The sequence below is a fragment of the Acaryochloris thomasi RCC1774 genome, from assembly GCF_003231495.1.
In the GTDB taxonomy this organism is placed as follows: domain Bacteria; phylum Cyanobacteriota; class Cyanobacteriia; order Thermosynechococcales; family Thermosynechococcaceae; genus RCC1774.
Map to the genome: position 1 here is coordinate 90940 of NZ_PQWO01000005.1, position 21977 is coordinate 112916.

The following is a 21977-nucleotide window of genomic DNA, read 5'->3' on the forward strand; positions in this document are numbered from 1 at the left end:
CTTTGTTCTATCAGGTTTTCTTTACAATCCCTGAGACCGAACTACAGTGAGAAATATTCGGCAGATGCAGGACTGTTATCGTTACAATGATGTGTAGAGTTAATAAATGTTAAAGATTTAGGTTTCATGGTCCCGATTCAGCAACCGCTTACCCATAGACCGAAGCCTCCGATGTGGCTGTTGGGCTTGATGGGAGCAGGAATTGTGCTTGGAGTCTCAGGAGTATATGTGATCGGCCAGAGTGCATCTGGCGATATTGATCTCAATCAGCTAACAGTTCCCGTCAAATCAGAAAGTTTAACGCTTCGGATCGCTGCCAGCGGAACGCTGATTCCTGCTCAGAACGTCAATCTCAGCCCTAAGGTCGCAGGCGTTGTAGCGCAGCTTCTCGTTGAGCAGGGCGATCAGGTTGAGCAGGGTCAAGTGATTGCTCGCATGGATCGCCGCGACTTAGAAGGGCAGATTATTCAAGCCCGAGCTTCTGTCGCTCAAGCTCAGGCAAGATTGGCAGAGCTACGGGCCGGAAATCGGGTTGAAGAGGTGGCGCAGGCACAGGCTCGGATGTCTCAAGCGCAGGCCGAATTGGCACGCCGCCGAGATCGTCGCCCAGAGGCAGTGGCCGAAGCCAGCAGTCAAGTCGCAGCCGCTGAATCCATGGCAAAACTCTCCCAAAAGCGGGTGGACCGCTATCAGGGCTTAGCGGAGGCTGGGGCTGAAACGCGCGATCGTGTGGATGAAGTCATTGCAGACAATCAGAATGCCCAGGCAATGCTGCGAGAGGCTAGAATGCGGCTCCAGAGGGTCCAAAACGAGACGGAGAGAGAGGTCCAGCAGTCTGTTGCCAGCGTTCAAGAGGCTCAGCAAGCGTTCCGTTTATCTCAACAGGGCACACGTCCCGAAGAAATTGCGCAAGCTGTTGCCGCGACTCGAGAAGCTGAGGGTCGCTTGCGAATCGTTGAAAATCAATTTCGAGATACAGACATTCGCGCCCCGTTTGCAGGGATTATCACGCAGAAGTTTGCCTCCGTGGGCGCTTTTGTCACCCCCACGACCTCAGCATCTTCCACCCTATCTTCAACGTCAGCTTCTATTGTGTCGCTGGCAAGAGAGTTAGAGGTGGTCGCGAAGGTGCCGGAAATCGATATTGGCAAGGTTAGACCTGGCCAGCAGGTCGAAATCAGAGCTGATGCCTATCCCGAAAAAACCTTTACAGGACGGGTTCGTCTGGTCTCTCCTGAAGCGGTTGTGGATCAAAATGTCACGTCATTTGAGGTGCGTATATCACTGCTGAGCGGACAGGACCAGCTGCTATCAGGGATGAATACAGACCTCACCTTTTTGGGTGACAAGGTAGATGATGCGGTGGTGGTGCCGACGGTTGCGATCGCAACCCAAAAGGGCCAAGCCGGTGTCTATCTCCCTGACGAGGACGACAAACCAGAATTCAAGCCCGTCACCATCGGCACCTCTGTTGCTGACAAAACCCAGATTTTAGATGGCGTAGAACCGGGCGAGCGTGTCTTCATCGACTTCCCGGAGGGCGTAGAGCCGGAGGACAGTGAGGCAGAATAATGGATATTGTTGAGAGCGTTAAGATGGCCGGGGCCACCCTGATTGCCAATCGGCTCCGCAGCAGCTTGACCATGCTGGGCATGATTATTGGCAACGCCTCCGTGATTTCGATGATTGCTGTCGGGCAAGGAGCAGAGAAATATGCAGCTGGGCAGTTTGAATCACTCGGTCCTAATTCTCTATTTATTGTCCCCGGTAGCGACAGAGCAAGGCGGCGCACCTTTGAGGTTCCCAAGACTCTTGTTCTGGCCGATGCCGAAGCGATTAGGACTCAAGTTCCAACGGTCCAGGGGGTTGCTCCGCAAATTCAAGAGCAGCTTTCTGTTGTATACGGAAACGTCAATACCAGCATTTCAGTGACGGGCACCGACGAAAATTATGCTGCGGTGCGCGACCATGACGTCGCTCAGGGGCGATTTATTACGGCTCTCGATGTTAAACGCGGCAATCCTATAGCCGTCATTGGCTCTGATGTCGTAGATAAAGTCTTTGGCAGCACAAATCCCCTAGGCAAACAACTGCGGCTCAACAACCTCAGTTTTCAAATCGTGGGAATTATGGAGACGAAAGGTTCTTTCCTTGGCTCCAGTCAAGATGACGTCATTTTTATTCCGCTGTCGGTGATGGCGGATCGGCTGTCAGGTTCCACTTCTCCCTTCGGGACTCAGCTCACTTTTATTTCGGTTTCTGCCCGCAATCAGGCCAGTATTCCAGCCGCACAGTTCCAGATTCGCAACCTGCTGCGGCTCCGGCACAAGATAATCGATGAAGATGATTTCACGGTGCGATCGCAAAAGCAGGCCCTCGAAATTATTGGCAACGTCAGCGGTGCCTTAACCGTTATGCTCGCCGCCATTGCCAGCATCTCGCTCTTGGTCGGCGGCATCGGCATTATGAATATCATGTTGGTTTCTGTGACCGAGCGCATTCAAGAAATTGGCCTGCGGAAAGCCATTGGCGCTTCACAGCAGGATATTTTGGTGCAGTTCATGATTGAAGCCATCATTCTCTCAGCGGCAGGCGGCCTGATCGGGACCGCAGTTGGCGTCGGCGGCACCCTCGTAGTAGGAGCCTTCACACCCTTAGAGACGGGCATTTCAATCCCTGCCGTGGTTATGGCAGTCAGCGTTTCCGGCGGCATTGGTCTCTTCTTCGGCGTCGTGCCCGCCCGTCGCGCCGCCAGGATGGATCCCATTGTCGCGCTCCGCAGCGCCTAATCAGATTCTCTACAAGTGGGTCTATAGGAGATGAGGCTCGGAAACCGCTTTGGTGCTGATCTTTTGAACTAGGTTTGGCCATTCTTATCGATTGACCAAGCACAGAAACAAACTTTTGGTAGCGCTGACGTATTAATCCATACACTTGGGAGCATAGATAGTCAAGTTCGTAACGATGCTAAAAAAAAGATTTTTCTATGCAAAAATCAAACTGACGTGTTGCGACATGATTTCGTGCAGCAACAAAGGTAAATGAGTTTTTTAAGGTATAGGTATCGTGAACAATCAAAGCATACTCGATCAGCTTCGAGAGTTTAAGGCACAGAAAAGCTTATTTTCTGAGCGTTACAGCTTCATACAGCAAGAACCTGATGTGCCTACGGAGCCTTCAAGCTCAATACAACAGCCACTCCTTCGTACTGAAGTGAGTCAGAACGGTTCTTTAGGTTTGGCATCCGTCATTCAGCCACCCTCCGCTTTCAGATCGTTGGGCAGCACACAGACAGCAGCACCGCTGAGTGATGAGGCATTACCCGAACTCATTCTCGATCCCGTTACACAACTGGTGACGGTTGACGATGATTCCCCTACTGTTTCTGTCCTCTGGGACCGGGCCGTGCAGCTAGCGGTGATCAATGGCGCTCCAGGTCCAACGGTCGCATCCCGCGCCTACGGTATGTTGCACACGGCCATGTTTGACGCTTGGGCAGCCTATGACCCCGTTGCGATCGCAACCCAACTGGGCGATGACCTGCAGCAGTCCGCCTCAGCCAACACCGTCGAAAACAAAACAGAGGCCATGAGTTACGCCGCCTATCGCGTACTCACCGATCTTTTTCCTGAAGAGATTGCTAGCTTTGACGCCTTGATGGCTGAATTGGGCTTTGACCCCAGCAATACCACCACCGACACCACCACCGCTGCCGGGATTGGAAATGTATCAGCAGAAGCGCTTCTAGAGTTTCGCCGTACGGATGGCTCAAATCAGCTCGGTAACGATCCGAACGGCACGCTGGGTACTCCCTACTCTGACAACAGTGGATACACCCCCTTCAACAATACGGGCGAAAGCATTGACATCGAACGCTGGACCCCCGAGAGCGTTCCCATTGACGCGGCCCCCGGAGAAGAACTTCGAACCCAACAATTCCTAACGCCCCAGTGGGGTGATGTCACCCCCTTCAGCCTAGACTCCGGCGATCAGCTTCGCCCCGAAGCCCCTGAACCCTTTTTGGTTGACGGCGTTGGGGGAACCGTCGATCTCGAAGCCAAAACCATTACGCTAGCCGACGGCACGGTACTCCCCATTAGCAAAGACCTGATTGGTACCGTTATTAACCCTGGCTTTATTGAGCAAGCCGAGAGAGTCGTCGAAGTCAGTGCCAATCTAACCGATGAGGAAAAGCTGGTTGCTGAATTTTGGGAAGACGGCGGCGGGACTTCATTCCCTCCCGGCACCTGGATGACTTTCGGGCAGTTTGTTTCAGCCCGCGACAACAACAGCCTCGACACCGATGCTCAACTGTTCTTCGGACTTGGCAATGCTGTCTTCGACGCGGGCGTGACTACCTGGGAAGCCAAAACGTTCTACGACTACGCCCGTCCGGTTCGCGCAATCCGCGATCTCGGTGAACTCGGCCTGATCGGCGAATTTGATGCAGACCTGGGTGGCTTTGCCGTTGATGCTTGGGCAGGCCCCGGTGAAGGCACCCAAAGAATACTGGCGACAGACTTCATCACCTATCAAACCCCCGGCACAGACCCGTCACCTCCGTTTGCTGAATACACCTCAGGACACAGCGCCTTCAGCGCTTCCGGTGCCGAAATCTTGAAGTTGTTTACGGGCAGTGATTCCTTCGGCGGGTCTGTCACCTTTGCACCCGGTGAATCACGGTTTGAGCCAGGTCTCACGCCAGGGGATGAAACAACCCTAGACTGGAATACTTTCACGACGGCAGCCGACGAAGCCGGAATTTCTCGGATTTATGGTGGCATTCACTTCGATGACGGTGACCTTAATGGTCGAGCATTGGGTCGCCAAGTCGGTCGCTCTGTCCTCGATCAGACCCTGCTTTTTATTAACGGAGGCCAAGCCGTCAACTCCATTACCGGTACCGAGCGCCGTGACTTTTTACGCGGCACTAGTGGGGATGACCGCATCGTGGGTCTCGGTGGCAATGATGTCATCTGGGCTCGTCGCGGCAATGATCGGGCACTTGGGGGCGATGGGCGTGATGTGATCTTCGGCGGACAGGGCAGCGATTCTCTAAGTGGCGGCAGCGGTCGGGATGCTTTGCTGGGCGGCACCGGACGGGATTACCTGACGGGTGGCCACGATCGTGACGTCCTCAAGGGCGGCAGCGCTGATGACATCCTGATGGGCGATCAGGGCAATGATGTTCTGTTCGGCGGTCGGGGACGTGATGGCTTTATCTTCGGCAACGGCGACGGCAAAGATGTCGTCTTTGATTTCAAGGTAGGCACTGACTTCATCGGCTTAGTGGACGGGTTAACCTTTGATGACCTCGATATCTCTCGCCGGGGCCGCAACACGGTTCTAGGCGTCACCGAAACGGGAGAAGACCTGGCCATTCTTAGACGGGTTTCCTCTTCTCAATTAACAGAAGATCAGTTTTTAGCCGCCGCTGACTTCTCAGGTTTCACTAGAATTCCTAGCGATTCAGTCACCTGATATCAGCAGGAATAAACTTTCATCAGCGCGGGTGACCATAGGATCACCCGCGCTTTTTATCGACCCACCACGATAGATTTTTCTCTGAAGAAAGGTTAGGTTGGGCATGCTTTTCTGCTTTTCATCCATCATTGGCACCTGCACATGCTGAAATATCTAACGTTCGGTATTGTTCTTGGCTTCAGCACTCCGCTGCTTCCTGTTGCCGCTGAAGTTCTAGAACGACGAGGCCCTGACAGCCAGGATGCTCGGCTCTATTTCAATCGGGGGTTGTCTGATCACGAGCAAGAGAAGTATGGAGATGCGATCGCAAACTTCAGTCAAGCCATTCAGCTCAATCCCAGAGATGCAAAGGCTTACAATGCACGGGGCAATGCCCACGGCACACTTAAAAACAGTAAAGATGCGATCGCAAACTATGCTCAGGCCATCCAGCTTGATCCAGGGTTTTCTTGGCCTTACTACAATCGAGGCAACTTAAAGGCCCAGTTACAGAACTATGCCGGTGCGATCGCAGACTATAACTTGGCGATTCAGCTCGATCCGCAAGATTCCGATATGTACAATAACCGGGGCTACGCGAAACAGAAGCAGCAAGATTACCTCAGTGCAATTACAGATTTTACCCAAGCCATTCGCCTGGAACCTGAGAATGCCAAGGCTTATTACAATCGAGGTCGTTCCCAAGCTCTTCTTAAAGAATACGACGGCGCAATGGCAGACTATCACCAAGCAGAATCACTTTTTAAAGCTCAAGGTGATACAAAAGCCACTCGCGTCATTCAAAGGAGTCTCCGAGAACTAGAGCAAGCCTTCAAGCCCATTATCAGTTGATGTTTGCCTGGGCAGACTCTCTCTCGGGTCGGGTATAGCTCTCTCAACGCTATTCGTCGTCTCTTTTCAAAGCCACTAAACCAAGCGAAGAACTTCAGCGCTTTCAATCAACTGAGAAGTCGCCCCATCCGCAGTTGGGACAACGTTGTATGCGGCTGCATTTTCACGACCAGAGATAATCCGCTGCAGCTCACCATCCACAAAATGAACGGCAGCACCATCATCAATAGCAATGCCAGGGGGGAGTTTGCCCGTTGCCACATGTTCTTCAAAAGTTGGCTGACGTGCTTCATCGGCAGAATAATGAGGACAACAACTCCCGGAGATGAAGTCGAGGCACTTGATAAGACCTAGCCCGCCCGCTCTGGCATCTGTAACACCGCATTCAAACCAGCAAACAGCACCTGCACTAATGCCTGCGAGAACAGTTCCGTTCTGAACGGCCTCTTTCAATAGGGGGACTAGGCTCCAGACTTCCCAAATCGCCAACATCGTAAGGGTATTGCCACCCCCTACATAAATAATGTCCTGCTGTTGGACCCAAGCAGCGAGATTGGGTGTCCGGTGGAAAAAGGTGAGGTGCGAGGGCTGACAGTTGAGTTTGGAAAAGCGGGAATAGAACTTTAGGCAAGCGCTATCTGAGTCTCCGCTGGCGGTTCCTAGAAAGCCGATCTTCGGTTGGCTGGTTTGACTCTGCTCAAGAACATAGGTATCAAGACCGGCTTTAGCCTTCTCGCAGAGGCCGCCGCCGCCAATGGCAATAATCTGACCTTGAGTCATGATCACAATTTAACCAACAGTATTCATCTGCCATAATATAGCTAGATTAGCTAGATGAGTAATGAATAATGGAATGGCGACTAGCAGAGGCAAAGAATAAATTCAGTGAGTTGGTCAACCTTGCACTTTCGGAAGGGCCTCAAAAAGTAAAACGTCGGAATGATGTTGTGGTTGTGTTAGCTGAGCATGACTATGAACTATTAACTGGTACAAAGCCTAGCTTTAAAGACTTTTTGCTGCAGGACGGTCCCAGTCTAGAGGGAATTGAGCTAGAACGAGATCGCTCCCCCATGCGAGATGTAGAATTGTGAGCACACTGCTCGATACTTGCGTTTTATCTGAGTTGAGACATCCCAATTGTGATGAGGGGGTCAAGATCGCAGTATCTACTCTAGCCAGTCAAGATCTATTCATCAGCGTGATTTCCATAGGTGAAATTACGAAGGGGATTGCATTACTTGAGGCGAGTAAACGTAAACAGGAGCTTTTAACCTGGATCCACAAGCTGGAAAAGAATTATTCAGATCGTCTTCTACCCGTCGATCTTGAGGTGGTAAAAATTTGGGGAGAAATTACGGCAAACGCTCAGAGAAAAGGGCGAATCATCCCTACTGGTGATGGGCTGATTGCCTCAACAGCTCAACATCATGGCCTAAAGGTGATGACACGAAACATTTCTGACTTTGAGCCGACGGGGGTAATGCTCGTGAATCCTTGGAGTGGAGATTAGCGCAATCTTATTCTCATTGCCCCCTAACAGAAAACGCAAAAGATCATGTGCTCATATATGGAAATATTTCGACAGCTCTGTAGCTGGAATATACTGACTAGCCTGCTTAAAAATGGCCCTGCATGTTCCAGTATCTAGCTGCTTATGATTAGGAATGGTCAAAGTCTCTTTGCCTATCTCGGTTACGCGCCGCATTTTGATATGACTGCCACGTTGACTGTGGATCTTAAAACCGAATATTTCAAGTATCTTGACGACTTCTGGCCCTGGTAGCTGCTTGAATTTAGGCATACTCTGGCTGCAGTTCAAAGGTAACAGCCAGAGACGGCTGGGCTACTAAGCCAAACTCTGTAGCGTCTGCATCCTCAAGATGTAAGCTAACGGCTTCACTTAAATTCTTTGAAACTTCATCCAGTGTCAAACCCTGCGTAACAACTGATATTTCCATGCATTCAGCAAAATATCCTTGCTCTTCACCAGGTCGAATAATGGCGTGAATGTTTTGTTGTAGATGACTCACTTCAGATTTATTCCAGGGATACTAAGCTGATTCTAGCAGTGGCACCGGGGAGAATCAGATGTACTGCAATGAGGTAGACAATTATAAGTAGGCTGGCTGATTTATCTTTAAGATAGAAATATCCTGAGATGTTTTCAGAGTAGGGCTTTGTGGGCTTGATAGTGTCAAGTCTAGTTATGCTTGCCTACTTACTTTTGTCTCGAGATGCTCAGCTTCATCAAATTTTTCAAGCTCATGGAACCATCTTAGATTTGCTGCAAGAGCATGAGGAACGTCAAAATCTATACTTTTCCCATCTTGTCCCACCTCGCATCTAATCCCCAAGAATATATTTATCTCTATTTTTCCACTCGTCGAACCATTCCAAAAGTATCGATATCTCAAGCCTGTCAGGCGATCTAGAGGACGGGAATCAAAAATTCTACACAAGGCAGAGTAAGTATTGGACGTAACTCCGAAGCTAAAGTGTCTCCGCTGTAGGTTTTTCGGTACAGAGATAGTTAAGAAATAGCCCTCGTCCTTTTTGGAGACGTTGAGCAGTTCAATCATTCCCTCGCTACTGTCACGCATATAGAAACCTTAAGAGCTAACACATCAATATAAATAGCCTATAAAAGCGCCCTCAACATTGAGGGCGCTTTTATAATCACTATCTAATTATTGAGCTAACTTTCGTTAGGTCATTTCATTAGACTTGCGTGATTAGCCATTGATGACTGGAGCAGTCAGAGCAACAGTAGTGGATTCCATCGACGCTAGGTCCAGAGGGAAGTTGTGAGCGTTGCGCTCGTGCATGACTTCAAAACCAAGGTTAGCTCTGTTCAGAACATCGGCCCAAGTGTTGATCACGTTGCCGCTTGAATCAACGATGGAGTGGTTGAAGTTGAAACCGTTGAGGTTGAAAGCCATGGTGCTGATGCCCATTGCAGTAAACCAGATTCCAATCACCGGCCATGCACCCAAGAAGAAGTGCAGTGCGCGGCTGTTGTTGAAGGAAGCGTATTGGAAGATCAACCGACCGAAGTAGCCGTGGGCTGCAACGATGTTGTAAGTCTCTTCTTCTTGACCGAATTTGTAACCGTAGTTAGCTGACTCAACTTCAGTTGTCTCACGGATGAGAGTAGAAGTAACGAGTGAACCGTGCATCGCGGAGAACAGTGAACCACCGAAGACACCAGCAACTCCCAACATGTGGAAAGGGTGCATCAGAATGTTGTGCTCTGCCTGGAAGACAAACATGAAGTTGAAGGTTCCAGAAATACCGAGAGGCATACCATCAGAGAAGGAACCCTGACCCAATGGGTAGATGAAGAATACTGCAAAGGCAGCGGATACTGGAGCAGAATATGCAACACAGATCCAAGGACGCATGCCGAGGCGGTAAGAGTATTCCCACTGACGACCCATCCAGCAGCAGATTGCAATCAAGAAGTGAAAGCAGATGAGCTGGTAAGGACCACCGTTGTACAGCCACTCATCGAGTGAAGCTGCTTCCCAGATAGGGTAGAAGTGGAGGCCAATAGCGTTAGAGGAAGGAACAACTGCACCGGTGATGATGTTGTTGCCGTACATGAGTGAACCAGCGACTGGCTCACGGATGCCGTCGATGTCGACGGGAGGGGCGCCAATAAAGGCGATGACGAAACAAGTAGTCGCAGCGAGGAGCGTAGGAATCATCAATACGCCGAACCAACCGATGTATAAACGGTTATCGGTGCTTGTGATCCAGCTACAAAAGCGCTCCCAGGCGCTGCCGCTTTCGCGACGTTGTAGAACAGTTGTCATAATATAAGTGCGGGTAATGGGTATGTAATGAACGACGGGGTGAATATGATGTGTCGCTCTTGTTAACTAATGTAACAGACTCTGCCTCCCATTACAAGGGCGTTTGAGCGTATTCTTCTAATTCTCTTAACAATTCGAGTCAATTTTAGGTGTCGTGGATGCCGGGGATAATCAAGTCTTCTGCTGACCTAAAATCATCATCTTCTGTCTTCTCGCCGATGAGTTCAGGCTGTTGGTTGATGCATCCTGGCTTCTGATTGAACTGACAGACTCTGGCGTAGAGCTTGGCCCGCGTCCCTGGCTGACCCACTGCAAAATTTACTTTTTCGTCTGCTGTGATGGAAACGTTACAGGCGGGGCAAGTTTCAAGGGTCTGATTATCTTGTGGATTCATGAGTTCCTTTACTCGACCGATACGTCAGCTTTATTTACACAAGGATAAGGGGTGAGACCTTTTCCCTTCTATATAGATAGATCCTTCAGCGCTTAATTGAGGAACCCCCAGTTCATACAAGCTGTATGCACTGGGGGAGCTTTCTGAATCAAATGCAAGATTCAGTCGCGTTACCTATAACCCTAGAAGGGCCATAAGGTAATTCTCAAGTCGAAATGGACTAGCTAACGAGAATTGCAATAGAGACTGGAATCCAGGTGACAGCCGCAAATGCTACGGCTTGCCATGCTCGTGTCTTGACTGAAGTTTTCTCAGCAGCGGAACTTGTAGGTCCGACTGCATAGTTATTGGCTAGACCCTCTTGGTCAACGGTGCCACCAAAGACGCGAGGCATAGGAAAACCCTCTGACCGCTTGAGGCGTGCTGCTGCCTCAGCAGGGATGAGTTCGTTAGCAACGGAATACTGTTGAGCAGTAGAAGTAGCGGAAGTCATAAATAAATCCCTTTGTGTAACGCTTTGTATCAATAATGTAACAAGTTGTAACGTTAATGTCAAATGGTATTTTTATTTGTGGTTCTTGTGGTAATGGATTGTGTCTAGAAGAGCCTAGAGGCCACTATCTCATGAGGCTTCTCTACCTCCACTCCACATATGTGGAGCAGTTTTTCTCCAGGCTATGGGCAACGTGATGATGATCACGAGGGGGTAGGGCGTAGATCACGGCGGCAGCTTCTGGATTATTGGATTATCAGCCTAGTTAAGAGAGCAGCACACCTCAATCAACCTACGGAGACAACGATGCAACTCACCTATCGCGGCATTTCTTACCATGCTCCTGACCCTGTAGAAGTCTCTTCTCAAGGGACAGTTCAAGGGCTGTATCACGGCATCTCTACACAAATCACGTTGCCACAGGTGACTGAAGGTCTTGATGAATTACTCGGCCAAATGATCTATCGAGGCATTCAACTAGCTGCTCACTAAAAAATTCAATTTCCTCCGCAAAATAAACCATCTGCACCTCTTTGGACTCTCAGTGATGAGTGTCTATGGGGGTGTTTTTATAGAAGGGAGCGAGGAAAGGACTGAACAGCATAAACTCACAGGCATCACAGAAAGCTCAAACCTCTGATGGTTTATGTCTGCACGTATAGCCTTCGACATATTGATTAGGACATCAAAGCGATTGAAAGCTATGTCTGCCGAAGCCGCGCTGCTGGCGACGGCTATAGAAGAGAGACCAGACGGCCCACACTGGGCGTAGAGATAGACCATGCAGAAACCAAAACCAGCACCAGCAGCGACCTAAGCGAGCGGCGCTGCTTCAGTCGTGCGGAGTAAATCCATGATTTCATCTTGATATTGTTGAAATTTGGATTCTCGTTTGACAAGGTAAGTGCGTTCGCTTGGCAAATCCACGGCAATTTCGCGCTGGACCATACCGGGACGAGCGGTAAGTACATAAACCCGCTGGGAGAGAAAGACGGCTTCGCCCACGTCATGGGTGATCATCAAAATTGAGGTGCCGGTCTGTCGCCACAGATTAAGCAAGAACTGCTGCATGGTCTCTTTTGTTTGGACGTCCAAAGCCCCAAACGGCTCGTCCATTAACAAGATTTTGGGCTGGCAGGCTAGGGCACGGGCTATAGCAACTCGCTGCTTCATCCCCCCCGACAATTCTCTAGGTAGCGCCTTTGCAAACGCCGTCAAACCTACAACATCTAAGTAATAGGCTACTCGATCTCGCCGCTCTTTCTGAGAAAAGCCCTGAAGCTTCAGACCAAACTCTACATTTTTTGCCACCGTCATCCAGGGATAAAGCGTGTAGCGTTGAAACACCATCCCGCGATCGGGTCCAGGACCTACCACTGTTTTATCATCGACGGTAATCAAGCCAGTGGTTGGCAGATCTAGCCCAGCGACCATGCGCAATAGCGTTGACTTACCTGAACCAGAGGCACCCACCACGCAGACAAACTCGCCGGTTTCAACATGGAGATTGATTGCTTCGAGAACCGAAAGCGAACCTTGCTGGGTGGGGAATGACTTATAGAGATCCGTAATTTCTAAATGCATGGCCCTAATCCACCGCCCACTTACAGGATATGTTCAGCAACCAGCGGAAAAACAGATCCAAACAAAAGCCAATCAAGCCCAGGATCAGCAGCAGGGCAAAAATTTCGTCAGTGCGAAAAAATCGCTGCGCCAGCTCCACCCGCTTCCCGAGACCTTCGGTAGCTGCCACCAGCTCTGCAATCACCACTAAATTCCATGATGCAGCCATGTTCACCCGGAAGGCGTCGATAATTTTAGGCATGACATAGGGCGTAATCACCTGCATCAGCACTTGCCGCTGACGCCCGCCCAGAGTATACGTCGTTTCAATCAGTTCTTTGGGCACAAACTTCACCGCATCCATAATCATCAAAATATTGAAGAAAACGGTGCCAATGAAAATTAGCGCAATTTTAGGCGGTTCATCTAAACCGAGATAAATGATCAGGAGTGGGATAAAGGCTGGAGCTGGCATATAGCGGACAAAGCCAATGATGGGTTCCAAAAGTGCCCTGATGCTGGGAAATGTCCCCATACCAATTCCAATCGGAACTGAGAGAACCGCAGCCAGTAGAAATCCACCACCCACTCGAAAACAGCTTGCAGTCGTATCTTTGAGCAAGTATCCCTTCTCCCAAAGCGTACCGAACGCTTCAATCACCTTGGCAGGAGAGGGCAAAAACTTTGGATCAACAAAACCCGCGCTAGAAAGACCCCACCAGAGTATCAAAGGCACTAGAAACGATAGTGCAATCAAAAACCACTTAAGACCGATCGGAATATCATCAACGATGCGCCAAAAAACGGTGGGCCGAAGTCCTTCTAATTTAGTGTCTGGCGCTGAGGTCGGGTGAGAGATCATGGAGGTGCCTACAAAATGATCAATGGGCAGGCTAATGCCCGCCCAATATCAAATAGCCAATCAGCCTAACTAGCCCTTGTTCTGTTCAGCATAAGCTTTGACAAAGGTATCGTCGAAGATCTTCGTCAAGTCTGGACCTTCAGGAATAAAGCCAACATCCACCATAAACTTCGTCATCCGCTCCGCAGCGAAGGGCATATGCTTCATGTTGTCTCCGTCGCTGAAGGCTTCGAGATTATCTTCAATCGTGAAAAAGCGCGTCCCTTCATTGAACTTCTCGAATTCTTCCGGCGACACCCCGGCACGCTCTGACAATATCTTGTCCGCTTCTTCAGGATTTTCTTCCATGAAGGCTCGGATATCAAACCAAGTATTCACAAGCGCCTGTACCTGATCAGGGCGCTCATCGATCAGCTTTTGGCTCACGGTCAGCAAGTCAGGAATCGCCCCTGGAAACTGTGCTGAAGAGAAGAGCTCTTTACTCCCCTCTCGTTGAAGGGCCGTCAGCCAGAAGGGCGGGAATGCACCCACTGCGTCCACCTGACCTGCAACAAATGCCGCTGCCGCTTTACCTGTCTCTAGGGGAACAATTTCGACGTCCTCGCGCTTCATCCCCTCTTCTTCTAGCCCTAAGGTCAGCAAAAAGTCGTCAACAACGCCTTCTTCAACGGCAACTTTTCTCCCTTTCAGATCTTGAATACTATTGATTTCCTCTGTAACAATAATTTTGTCATTGCCATCAGAGTTATCGTTTACAAGCACCACTACTTGACCATTGGTCGAATCGGCAGCGAAAGAAATTGTGTCATTGAGCGTTTGGGTGTTGCCGTCTAGTTGACCTGCAGCAAAGGCTTCCATCGACTGTAGATAACCATCAAACCATTTGAGTTCGACGTTAGCCCCGTTCTTTTCAAAGAGTCCTTCTTGTTCAGCAATCACCCAAGGCCACCAGCCCGGCCAGCTACTGTAGCCAATCACCACAGGGGAGCCACCGTCACCAGCGGGCGCATTACCAGATGGCGTTTGGGTACAGCTCACCGTCAACAGCAAGCTACATAGAAAAAGAGTACAGATAGATAAAAAGCTACGCCGCTTCATAGGCTTTCCTTAGATTGAATTGATACGATGTGAAATTAAACCACTATGCTGATTGATGGGCCGGTTTACGGCTTCTGACTTGCGATCGCAACCAGTCAAACCACCTCTCTAACCCATCACCCGACTGCGCCGAGACCGGAATAACTTTCACACGGGGATTAAGCTGTCGCACATTAGCAACAATGCGCTCAATCTCAATGTCAAGGTACGGTGCCAAATCAATTTTAGTAATCAGCAAACAATCTGCCGCCTGAAACATCACCGGATATTTCAGCGGCTTGTCTTCCCCTTCTGTGACGCTGAGCAGTGCTACCTTGGCATGTTCGCCGACTTCAAACTCAGCGGGACAGACTAAGTTACCCACATTTTCCACCAGCACCAGGTCTAGATCGGTGGGTCGATGATCTTGCTTGAGCTGATGAATTCCCCCGGCGACCATCTTGGCATCTAAATGACAAGAGCGACCCGTATTAATGGCAATAACGGGCACATCATATTGTCTAAGGCGGTCTGCATCCAGTTCAGTCGTCATATCACCCTCGATCACCGCAATTTTGAGTTCGGGGCGCAGTGCAGCTAGGGTTTTCTCCAGCAGGACTGTCTTGCCAGCACCGGGACTGCTCATCAGGTTTAGGCAAGTCACACCCCATTCATCAAAATGGACACGATTGTGATCGGCCCCTTCTTGGTTGGCATGGAGGAGGTTAATCCCCAGCGCCGCATCAACGGTTTGGTGCATAGGTTTGTTCCGAATCGGTACAGTATTCGATGCGATCAATCTTTAGCTCCCGCCCCGAGCGGATATCGTCCATTGGGGCTTTGCAGTCAGGGCAGGCATATTGCAGACCTATTTCAGGGGAGTATTCCTGCTCACAAGAATGACAAAAGGCAATCAGCGGCGTCTCGCGAATCACCAGTTCGGTATTCTCTAAAAAGGTGCCTCGAGTCTGCACCTCGTAGGCAAACTGGAGACTCACCGGCTCCACGCAGGTGAATCGGCCCACTACGAGATGAACCTTACTCACCTCCGGTCGCTCAGGCTGGCTTTCCCACCAGTCCGTGACCGTCATGAGCAGAGCCTTGGTCATATCCGTCTCGTGCATTACCGCCAGTCACCCATACCAACAGACATATTGGCCTGCTCGTGAATGTAGGCTGCCTTCTCAGGTCGAGGCAACTGACCAGAGGTGACTAAGTGAGCCATCGTGTCACAGATGACGCGGGTCGCCATTAACGAGGTCATATCGCTGACGTCATAGGGCGGGGACACCTCAACGATTTCCAGACCGCAAACGGGGGCATTTTGGACAATTTTGCCCAGCATGTACAGCGCTTCACGGGGCATCAGACCGCCTGGTTCCGGCCAGCCCGTACCGGGGACAAAGCCTGCATCAATACAGTCAATATCAAAGCTAATATAGACGCAGTCGGTACCGTCTAGGGCACGCTCAAGGGCAAAGTCTACGGCGGCATCCATGCCCATTTCCATGATGTCGGTCACGGTCAGAATATTGGTGGCCCGCTCACGGCAGACTTTGACGCCCTGGCGGGGCACCTGCCAGCCGCCAATCCCAAGCTGCACCAGGTTCTTGGCTGGCGCATTGGCCATGTTGGTAGCGTGGAACCAAGGACAGGTGTGCATCCGTTCGTCGAGATCGGTCTCTTGGGTATCAACGTGGCGATCGAAGTGAATGATGCCCACTTTTAGATCGCCTAGGTGACGGCAAACGCCTCGAATGGTGGGGAAGCCAATGGAGTGGTCGCCCCCCAAAATGATTGGGAACGCGCCAGAACTAAAGATGTGAGCAATGCCCTTAGAAATCTGATCGAAAGACTTTTCGTTGTTCGCAGGGATGGTAAAGATATCCCCAACATCGCAGAGAGTAATTTGCTCTCTGAGATCGACGCCCAGTTCAAAATTGTATGGCGTATACAACGCTGATATACGTCGTATACCTTGGGGACCGAAGCGGGTGCCGGGTCGATAGGTGGTGCCGGAGTCGTGGGGAACGCCGACAATAGCGACGTCGTAGTTGCCGACTTTGCGGACACTTCTAGATAGGGAGCCTTGAGAAAGGTATTGATGCCTGCGTAGTGGGGCAGTTCACCGCGAGAGAAGGTGGGGATAGTGCGATCGCGAATGCTTTCAGCCGCCTCTAAGCCAAACTGCAGCCCTTGATCCACTTCTTGCTGCCATCCGGTCAGCGGCAGTCGGGATTCTCGTTCTAGAGCCTGTTCAGCAACGCTCTCGCCCGGTTGAAAAACAGCATCGGGTTGTTGGAATAAAGGATCGTCAGTCATGATTCATCCGTCAGTAGGTCAAAGAATTGTATTTTTCTTTTTAAAGGAATATCTTTTCTGAATGTCCCAAATCGCTCCTCAACAGCATACATAAAACCCGGGGCAACAACTCATAGAGATACCGATCCCTACGACTGTTCCTCCCGGGCTTTTGTCCCGCCGTGTCACTAGATAAACAACCGAAGCACAACATTCGGCTCTAGGTTCTAGCTGCTTCTCTCGGACCAGACATTCATCGTTAAAAACGAGAACCGGAACCCTAGAAGCGATGATTTGTAATGATTAAAACTGAAATTTCATTGACTTGTTTACAACGCTAGCAAGACCTAAATCAAAGAACTGTAGCAAGCACTACTAAACCTAGCTTCAAGTCCCCTGGACAAGCACTGTAACCTGTTAGATGCCGTTGTTAGAATCGCCGATGGACACCAACCCCTTTAAGCCCGACTTCACCTGGGGAGCCGCTGCTGCGAGCTACCAGATTGAGGGAGCCGCCCATGCTGACGACAAAGGCTTGTCTGTATGGGATATTTTTTGTCAGCAACCGGGCAAAGTAGCTGGGGGCGACAATGGCGTCGTAGCCTGCGATCATTACCATCGCTCTATTGATGATGTGCAACTAATGAGTGAGATCGGTCTGCAGGCTTATCGACTCTCTATTTCTTGGCCACGAGTGCTCCCTGCGGGCGTCGGCACCGTTAACCAAGAAGGCTTAGACTTCTACGACCGTCTCGTTGATTGCCTGTTAAGCCACAACATTCAGCCCTGGGTAACGCTATTTCACTGGGACTATCCCTACGACCTCTACTGTCGCGGAGGCTGGCTCAATCGGGACAGCGCCGACTGGTTTGCAGACTATACCCAAGTGATAGTGGATAAGCTCTCAGACCGGGTGCAACACTGGATTCCACAAAACGAACCGCAGTGCTTTATTGGCCTCGGCCATCAGCAAGGCGAACATGCACCGGGCCTGAAATTAAGCCTGCGGGAAATGCTGCTGGCTGCCCACCATTCGTTTTTAGCCCACGGGAAATCAGTTCAGGTGATTCGTGACCGCGCCCAGCTTCCTCCGACTATTGGCACCGCGCTAGTGGGCATTGTGGCGATACCGGCCACCGACAGCCCCGCAGATATTGAGGCAGCCCGCAAAGCAACTCTGTCGGTCAAGGCCAAAAACTGCTGGAATAATACTTGGTTCGCCGATCCTATTTTGCGCGGCGAATATCCTGCTGATGGGCTGCAGCTTTTCCGGGAACATCTGCCTGAAATCAGCGCAGAGGATCTGAAGACGATGCACCAGCCCCTAGACTTTTATGGTCTCAATATTTATCAGGGCTATACCGTCACGGCAAAGCCAAATGGAGGGTACACGTTTGTTTCGCCTGCGGTGGGAGCGCCGCGTACGACGATGGATTGGCCGATTACGCCTGAGGCACTTTACTGGGGGCCAAAGTTTATCCATGAACGCTATCAGCTCCCAATTGCAATCACTGAGAATGGAATGGCGAACAGCGATTGGGTTCACCATGATGGTCAGGTCCATGATCCGCAGCGGATCGACTTTCTAAAGGGGTATTTGGGGGCTTTTGGAGATGCGATCGCATCTGGCATCCCTGCAAAGGGGTACTTCCTCTGGTCAATTATGGATAACTTTGAGTGGGCCTATGGCTACCAAAAGCGCTTCGGCATCATCCACGTTGACTACGGTACCCAGCAGCGAACGTTGAAAGATTCGGCTCACTGGTATAAACAGGTCATTGCTTCCCAGGGAGAAGTTTTGCGGCGCTGATGCGGGGTGCAAAATGACGGGAGTCCTGGTTGACTCGATTGTCATTGATAGATTTGAAGATGCGATCGCACTTGTCCGCCAGCATGATTAGATGAACCGGAGCGATAACAAGTCGGGCGTTCGCTTCGCTCATCCATGTCAACTTAACGCCTGGTTACCATAGACGTTAAAAATCGATCGCATGTCCAAGCAGTCTGACTATGGTCGCAACCCATCGAACAAAGAATTGAGAGAAGCTGAGCGAGTCCTCCAGCTTCATGCAGAACAGCAGAAAGCTCACCCCTCTGCGATCGCTTCAGATACCAGCAAACTCTCTCACATCAACACCTACGGTCGCCTGCCAGAGTACTACATCGACCAACCGTTCACCTGCCGACTCTGTGGCAAACGAGAAATCTGGAAAGCCGCATCCCAGAAATGGTATTACGAAGAAGCAAAAGGGCATATCGATGCAAAGGCTGTCGAGTGCCATTCCTGTCGCAAAGCAAAAAGGCAGAAATAGGCTCATTTTCAGCTCTAAATCGCAACAGTGTCTGTTTGATGCTGCAAAATCAACCGTTGGCGATGAATGTGTCGCAACTCAATAGCCTGGTCTGAAATCTTCTCAAGCATAAAGATTAAATGCTCAGGCCGCAGAATATTTCCGTCATTGCAGCAGGTGCCCACATATCGAACGCTCACTGGTTCCATTTGAGTTAGCTCCAGCTCAAGCAGGCGATCGCACAAATTAACAACCCGCTTCTTCCCAGATTTGGTCGTATGCTCAAAATTAATCTCAGTCGCCGCCTTAATTTGATCAATCCAACCCTGCCATTGTTCCGAGGTCCCAGACTCCTGAGAAGCGATCGTCAGTAAATATTCTGCCTGATGCACCGCCTGGGTTGCAGAGGGATCTGATAGCTCAATAGCATCGACTCGATAGATAGGAATGTCTGCAGGCAAACATTCCGCCAACGTTTGACGAAACTGATCAACCTCCATCATTTGGGTTAGCTCGAAGTCTACAATCTCGCAATTACTGGTTGCGCCGAGCGCTAAAGCATTGGCTGGGGCAATTCGAGGGCCGGGATGGAAACCGCCTGTGAAAGCGATGGGGATTTGCGATCGCCGCACCACCCGATCAAACAACCGCAGCAGATCTAAATGACTGACTAAAGACATATCGCCCTGCTTGCCAAACCAAACCCGCAGCCGCTGCACCCGATCTTTATTAGGGACAAAGTGGCCCGAAAACTCAGGGATTTCAGGGGGCGGCACCACGACGTTATGGCCGAAATCGATGCTGCAGACACCACAGTGAGAACAGCCTTCAAAGGCGCAGTCAGGTACAGTGGCAGCTTCCAACGCTCGCTGCAGATCATCCTTAAGCCACTGCTTATCAATTCCGGTATCAAGGTGGTCCCAAGGGAGAGGAAAGTCGAGTTTTGAGTCTTGAGTTTCGAGTTCTGAGTTGGGGTGTTGGGGTGTTGGAGTGGATGCATCGCCAGCTTCAGCGGGAGTAGAAGGATCGAAGATATTCCACTCACCGGTTTCAACTTGGCGATATTTCCAAGTGAGGTTAGCTTCTTCAATTGCATCCGTCCAAGCTTGAAATGCCTTGTCTAAGTTCTCCCACCAGGAATCCATACCCGCACCGAGTTCCCAGGCGCGACGGACCACTGGAGACAGACGGCGATCGCCACGCCCCACAAAATCTTCCATCGCAGAAATACGAACGTCAGTGAAGTTGACCTTCACTCCGCGAATCTGCCGGAACTCCGCAAATAATAGCTCTCGTTTACGCTTAAATTCCGTTGTGGAAACCGAATGCCACTGAAAAGGCGTATGGGGCTTCGGCGTGAAATTAGAGATAGTAACGTTGAAATTCAGACGTTTGCGGCCCTGAGCCTGACATTCTCGGCGCAGCCAGCGCAGCGTCTCAGCAATACCGATCACATCGGCATCCGTTTCACCAGGAAGCCCAATCATAAAATAGAGCTTTACCTTGCTCCAGCCCTGCTCACAGGCGGTTTTAATGCCCCTTAATAGCTCCTCATTGGTCAGACCCTTATTAATGATGTCTCGCATCCGCTGGGTACCGGCTTCAGGGGCGAAGGTAAGGCCAGTTTTGCGAGTACCGCCGATGATATTAGCAATATTTTCATCGAAGCGATCGACCCGCTGACTGGGCAGCGAGAGCGAAATATTCTGATCCTGGAGCCGATTTTTGATTTCCATCCCTACTGCGGGTAGAGCCAGATAGTCAGAACAGCTCAGCGATAGCAGCGAGAACTCGTTGTATCCGGTTTCTCGCATCCCCTTCTCAATGGCGTTGACAACCTGTTCAGGGTCCACATCCCGCGCTGGGCGAGTGAGCATTCCTGGCTGACAGAAGCGACAGCCACGGGTGCAGCCGCGTCTAACTTCTACCGTGAGGCGATCGTGAACCGTTTGCACATAGGGCACCAAACCAATGGAGTACTCCGGCATGGGGTCGGCCACCCGCCTGAGGATGCGTTTTGGTACACCGGGTCGATTGGGGTGGACCGAGCCGTCATCAGCCATGTCGTAGAACTGCGGCACATAAACCCCTGGCACTTGGGCTAGATCCAGCAGGAGGGCTTCTCGACTGAGTCCCGCTGCTTTTCCTTCTTCTAAAATGAGGCCGATCTCAGACAGCAGTTCTTCGCCATCACCGAGGGCAACGAAATCGAAGAAATCAGCATAGGGTTCTGGGTTAGAGGTAGCGGTCTGGCCCCCCGCAAAAATCAGTGGATAGCTTTTGTTAGGATCCATTGCTCGTTCGGCCCAAGTCAACGGAATATTAGCCAAATCCAGCATTTCGAGGATGTTGGTAGCTCCGAGTTCGTAGCTGAGGCTAAAGCCGAGGATGTCGTAGTCGATGAGGGGACGCTTGGACTCTACGGCAAACAGGGAGGTGTTTGTGTCGCGGAGTTTTGTTGCGAGATCGAGAGCGGGGAGATAGGCGCGATCGCAAAGCTGTCTCGGCTGCGCATTAAGAATGTTGTATAGAATAATGTGCCCTAAGTTTGAAGCCCCTACCTCATAAATCTCAGGATAGGTCAGCACCCAGCGAACATTGGCACTCTCCCAAGGCTTATGCACAGCCCCTAACTCATTACCTAAGTAACGAGCAGGCTTCATGATTTCAGGGGTCAACAAAGATTGAACGGCAACAGCCACGGCAAGACTCAATTAAAAAACAAGGCCGACCCAGAAGGATCTCAAATCTACTATATCCATGTTCGGCAGAAGGCTGGAGATAAAGATGAAGGACTTCCACGTTTCACAAATTGCTCCCAGCAATAGGGCACCCTAAACTCACAGAGCGCTTGAGCTATCGTGGA

General features: G+C 50.6%; 21 protein-coding genes, 1 pseudogene and 1 riboswitch. Of the genes and pseudogenes, 9 read left to right on the forward strand and 13 right to left on the reverse strand.

Annotation, left to right across the window (positions count from 1 at the left end; all coding sequences use genetic code 11):
* Positions 1-126 precede the first annotated feature (126 nt).
* From C1752_RS09885 to C1752_RS09900, 4 genes are all read left to right on the forward strand, one after another.
* Positions 127-1572: an efflux RND transporter periplasmic adaptor subunit gene (locus tag C1752_RS09885; protein ID WP_110985907.1), complete on the forward strand. Its 1446-nt coding sequence runs from the start codon at positions 127-129 to the stop codon at positions 1570-1572.
* Positions 1572-2789, forward strand: a complete 1218-nt coding sequence (locus C1752_RS09890) for an ABC transporter permease (RefSeq protein ID WP_110985908.1) — start codon at positions 1572-1574, stop codon at positions 2787-2789. The genes C1752_RS09885 and C1752_RS09890 overlap by 1 nt, the downstream gene beginning before the upstream one ends.
* 487 nt (positions 2790-3276) lie before the next feature.
* Positions 3277-5481, forward strand: coding sequence for a DUF6851 domain-containing protein (locus C1752_RS09895; RefSeq protein WP_407061215.1), 2205 nt, complete (start codon positions 3277-3279; stop codon positions 5479-5481).
* A 144-nt stretch (positions 5482-5625) separates the two neighbouring features.
* Positions 5626-6315 (forward strand): tetratricopeptide repeat protein, encoded by a 690-nt coding sequence (locus C1752_RS09900; protein WP_110985909.1) that lies wholly within the window; start codon positions 5626-5628, stop codon positions 6313-6315.
* Positions 6316-6390: 75 nt separating this feature from the next.
* On the opposite strand, the gene C1752_RS09905 is transcribed toward C1752_RS09900, so the two are convergent.
* Positions 6391-7095: a Type 1 glutamine amidotransferase-like domain-containing protein gene (locus tag C1752_RS09905; RefSeq protein ID WP_110985910.1), complete on the reverse strand. Its 705-nt coding sequence runs from the start codon at positions 7093-7095 to the stop codon at positions 6391-6393.
* Between the two features lie 68 nt (positions 7096-7163).
* Here C1752_RS09905 and C1752_RS09910 point away from each other — a divergent pair, with 68 nt between their 5' ends.
* Both C1752_RS09910 and C1752_RS09915 read left to right on the forward strand, forming a co-directional pair.
* Entirely contained in the window at positions 7164-7406 is a 243-nt protein-coding gene (locus tag C1752_RS09910; RefSeq protein ID WP_110985911.1) for a type II toxin-antitoxin system prevent-host-death family antitoxin, read from the forward strand.
* Complete coding sequence (locus C1752_RS09915; RefSeq protein ID WP_233501497.1) at positions 7403-7825, forward strand: type II toxin-antitoxin system VapC family toxin; 423 nt, start codon at positions 7403-7405, stop codon at positions 7823-7825. The genes C1752_RS09910 and C1752_RS09915 overlap by 4 nt, the downstream gene beginning before the upstream one ends.
* A 51-nt stretch (positions 7826-7876) precedes the next feature.
* Here C1752_RS09915 and C1752_RS30240 read toward each other — a convergent pair whose 3' ends face one another.
* From C1752_RS30240 to C1752_RS09940, 5 genes are all read right to left on the reverse strand, one after another.
* The gene (locus C1752_RS30240; protein ID WP_110985913.1) at positions 7877-8116 is read right to left on the reverse strand and encodes a type II toxin-antitoxin system HicA family toxin; all 240 of its coding nucleotides are present in this window, start codon (positions 8114-8116) and stop codon (positions 7877-7879) included.
* Positions 8109-8345, reverse strand: coding sequence for a type II toxin-antitoxin system HicB family antitoxin (locus C1752_RS09925; protein WP_110985914.1), 237 nt, complete (start codon positions 8343-8345; stop codon positions 8109-8111). The genes C1752_RS30240 and C1752_RS09925 overlap by 8 nt, the downstream gene beginning before the upstream one ends.
* 702 nt (positions 8346-9047) lie before the next feature.
* Positions 9048-10130, reverse strand: a complete 1083-nt coding sequence (gene psbA / locus C1752_RS09930) for a photosystem II reaction center subunit D1 (RefSeq protein ID WP_110985915.1) — start codon at positions 10128-10130, stop codon at positions 9048-9050.
* Positions 10131-10275: 145 nt separating this feature from the next.
* Entirely contained in the window at positions 10276-10524 is a 249-nt protein-coding gene (gene nblD, locus C1752_RS09935; protein WP_110985916.1) for an NblD family protein, read from the reverse strand.
* A 220-nt stretch (positions 10525-10744) separates the two neighbouring features.
* Positions 10745-11017, reverse strand: coding sequence for a hypothetical protein (locus tag C1752_RS09940; protein ID WP_110985917.1), 273 nt, complete (start codon positions 11015-11017; stop codon positions 10745-10747).
* A 306-nt stretch (positions 11018-11323) separates the two neighbouring features.
* Between C1752_RS09940 and C1752_RS28385 the strand changes: the two genes are divergently transcribed.
* The gene (locus C1752_RS28385) at positions 11324-11509 is read left to right on the forward strand and encodes a DUF4278 domain-containing protein (protein WP_158535057.1); all 186 of its coding nucleotides are present in this window, start codon (positions 11324-11326) and stop codon (positions 11507-11509) included.
* Positions 11510-11830: 321 nt separating this feature from the next.
* On the opposite strand, the gene C1752_RS09950 is transcribed toward C1752_RS28385, so the two are convergent.
* The 6 genes and pseudogenes from C1752_RS09950 to C1752_RS09975 all read right to left on the reverse strand — a co-directional run bounded on the left by C1752_RS09950 (position 11831) and on the right by C1752_RS09975 (position 16841).
* Complete coding sequence (locus C1752_RS09950) at positions 11831-12601, reverse strand: ABC transporter ATP-binding protein (RefSeq protein WP_110985919.1); 771 nt, start codon at positions 12599-12601, stop codon at positions 11831-11833.
* Between the two features lie 4 nt (positions 12602-12605).
* Positions 12606-13442, reverse strand: coding sequence for an ABC transporter permease (locus tag C1752_RS09955; RefSeq protein WP_110985920.1), 837 nt, complete (start codon positions 13440-13442; stop codon positions 12606-12608).
* 69 nt (positions 13443-13511) lie between these two features.
* The gene (locus C1752_RS09960) at positions 13512-14540 is read right to left on the reverse strand and encodes an ABC transporter substrate-binding protein (protein WP_110985921.1); all 1029 of its coding nucleotides are present in this window, start codon (positions 14538-14540) and stop codon (positions 13512-13514) included.
* A gap of 43 nt (positions 14541-14583) precedes the next feature.
* Positions 14584-15279: a hydrogenase nickel incorporation protein HypB gene (hypB, locus tag C1752_RS09965; protein WP_110985922.1), complete on the reverse strand. Its 696-nt coding sequence runs from the start codon at positions 15277-15279 to the stop codon at positions 14584-14586.
* Complete coding sequence (gene hypA / locus C1752_RS09970) at positions 15263-15643, reverse strand: hydrogenase maturation nickel metallochaperone HypA (protein ID WP_110985923.1); 381 nt, start codon at positions 15641-15643, stop codon at positions 15263-15265. Before hypA ends, hypB begins: the two co-directional genes overlap by 17 nt.
* Positions 15643-16841 (reverse strand): annotated as a pseudogene (locus C1752_RS09975) (agmatinase family protein). Before C1752_RS09975 ends, hypA begins: the two are co-directional and overlap by 1 nt.
* 138 nt (positions 16842-16979) lie before the next feature.
* A riboswitch (guanidine-I (ykkC/yxkD leader) is annotated at positions 16980-17115 on the reverse strand.
* A 147-nt stretch (positions 17116-17262) separates the two neighbouring features.
* Here C1752_RS09975 and C1752_RS09980 point away from each other — a divergent pair.
* Entirely contained in the window at positions 17263-18630 is a 1368-nt protein-coding gene (locus C1752_RS09980; RefSeq protein WP_110985924.1) for a GH1 family beta-glucosidase, read from the forward strand.
* 181 nt (positions 18631-18811) lie between these two features.
* On the forward strand, positions 18812-19132 hold the full coding sequence (locus C1752_RS09985; protein WP_110985925.1) for a zinc-ribbon domain containing protein: 321 nt from the start codon (positions 18812-18814) through the stop codon (positions 19130-19132).
* A gap of 14 nt (positions 19133-19146) precedes the next feature.
* On the opposite strand, the gene C1752_RS09990 is transcribed toward C1752_RS09985, so the two are convergent.
* The gene (locus C1752_RS09990; RefSeq protein WP_110986131.1) at positions 19147-21813 is read right to left on the reverse strand and encodes a TIGR03960 family B12-binding radical SAM protein; all 2667 of its coding nucleotides are present in this window, start codon (positions 21811-21813) and stop codon (positions 19147-19149) included.
* Positions 21814-21977 lie beyond the last annotated feature (164 nt).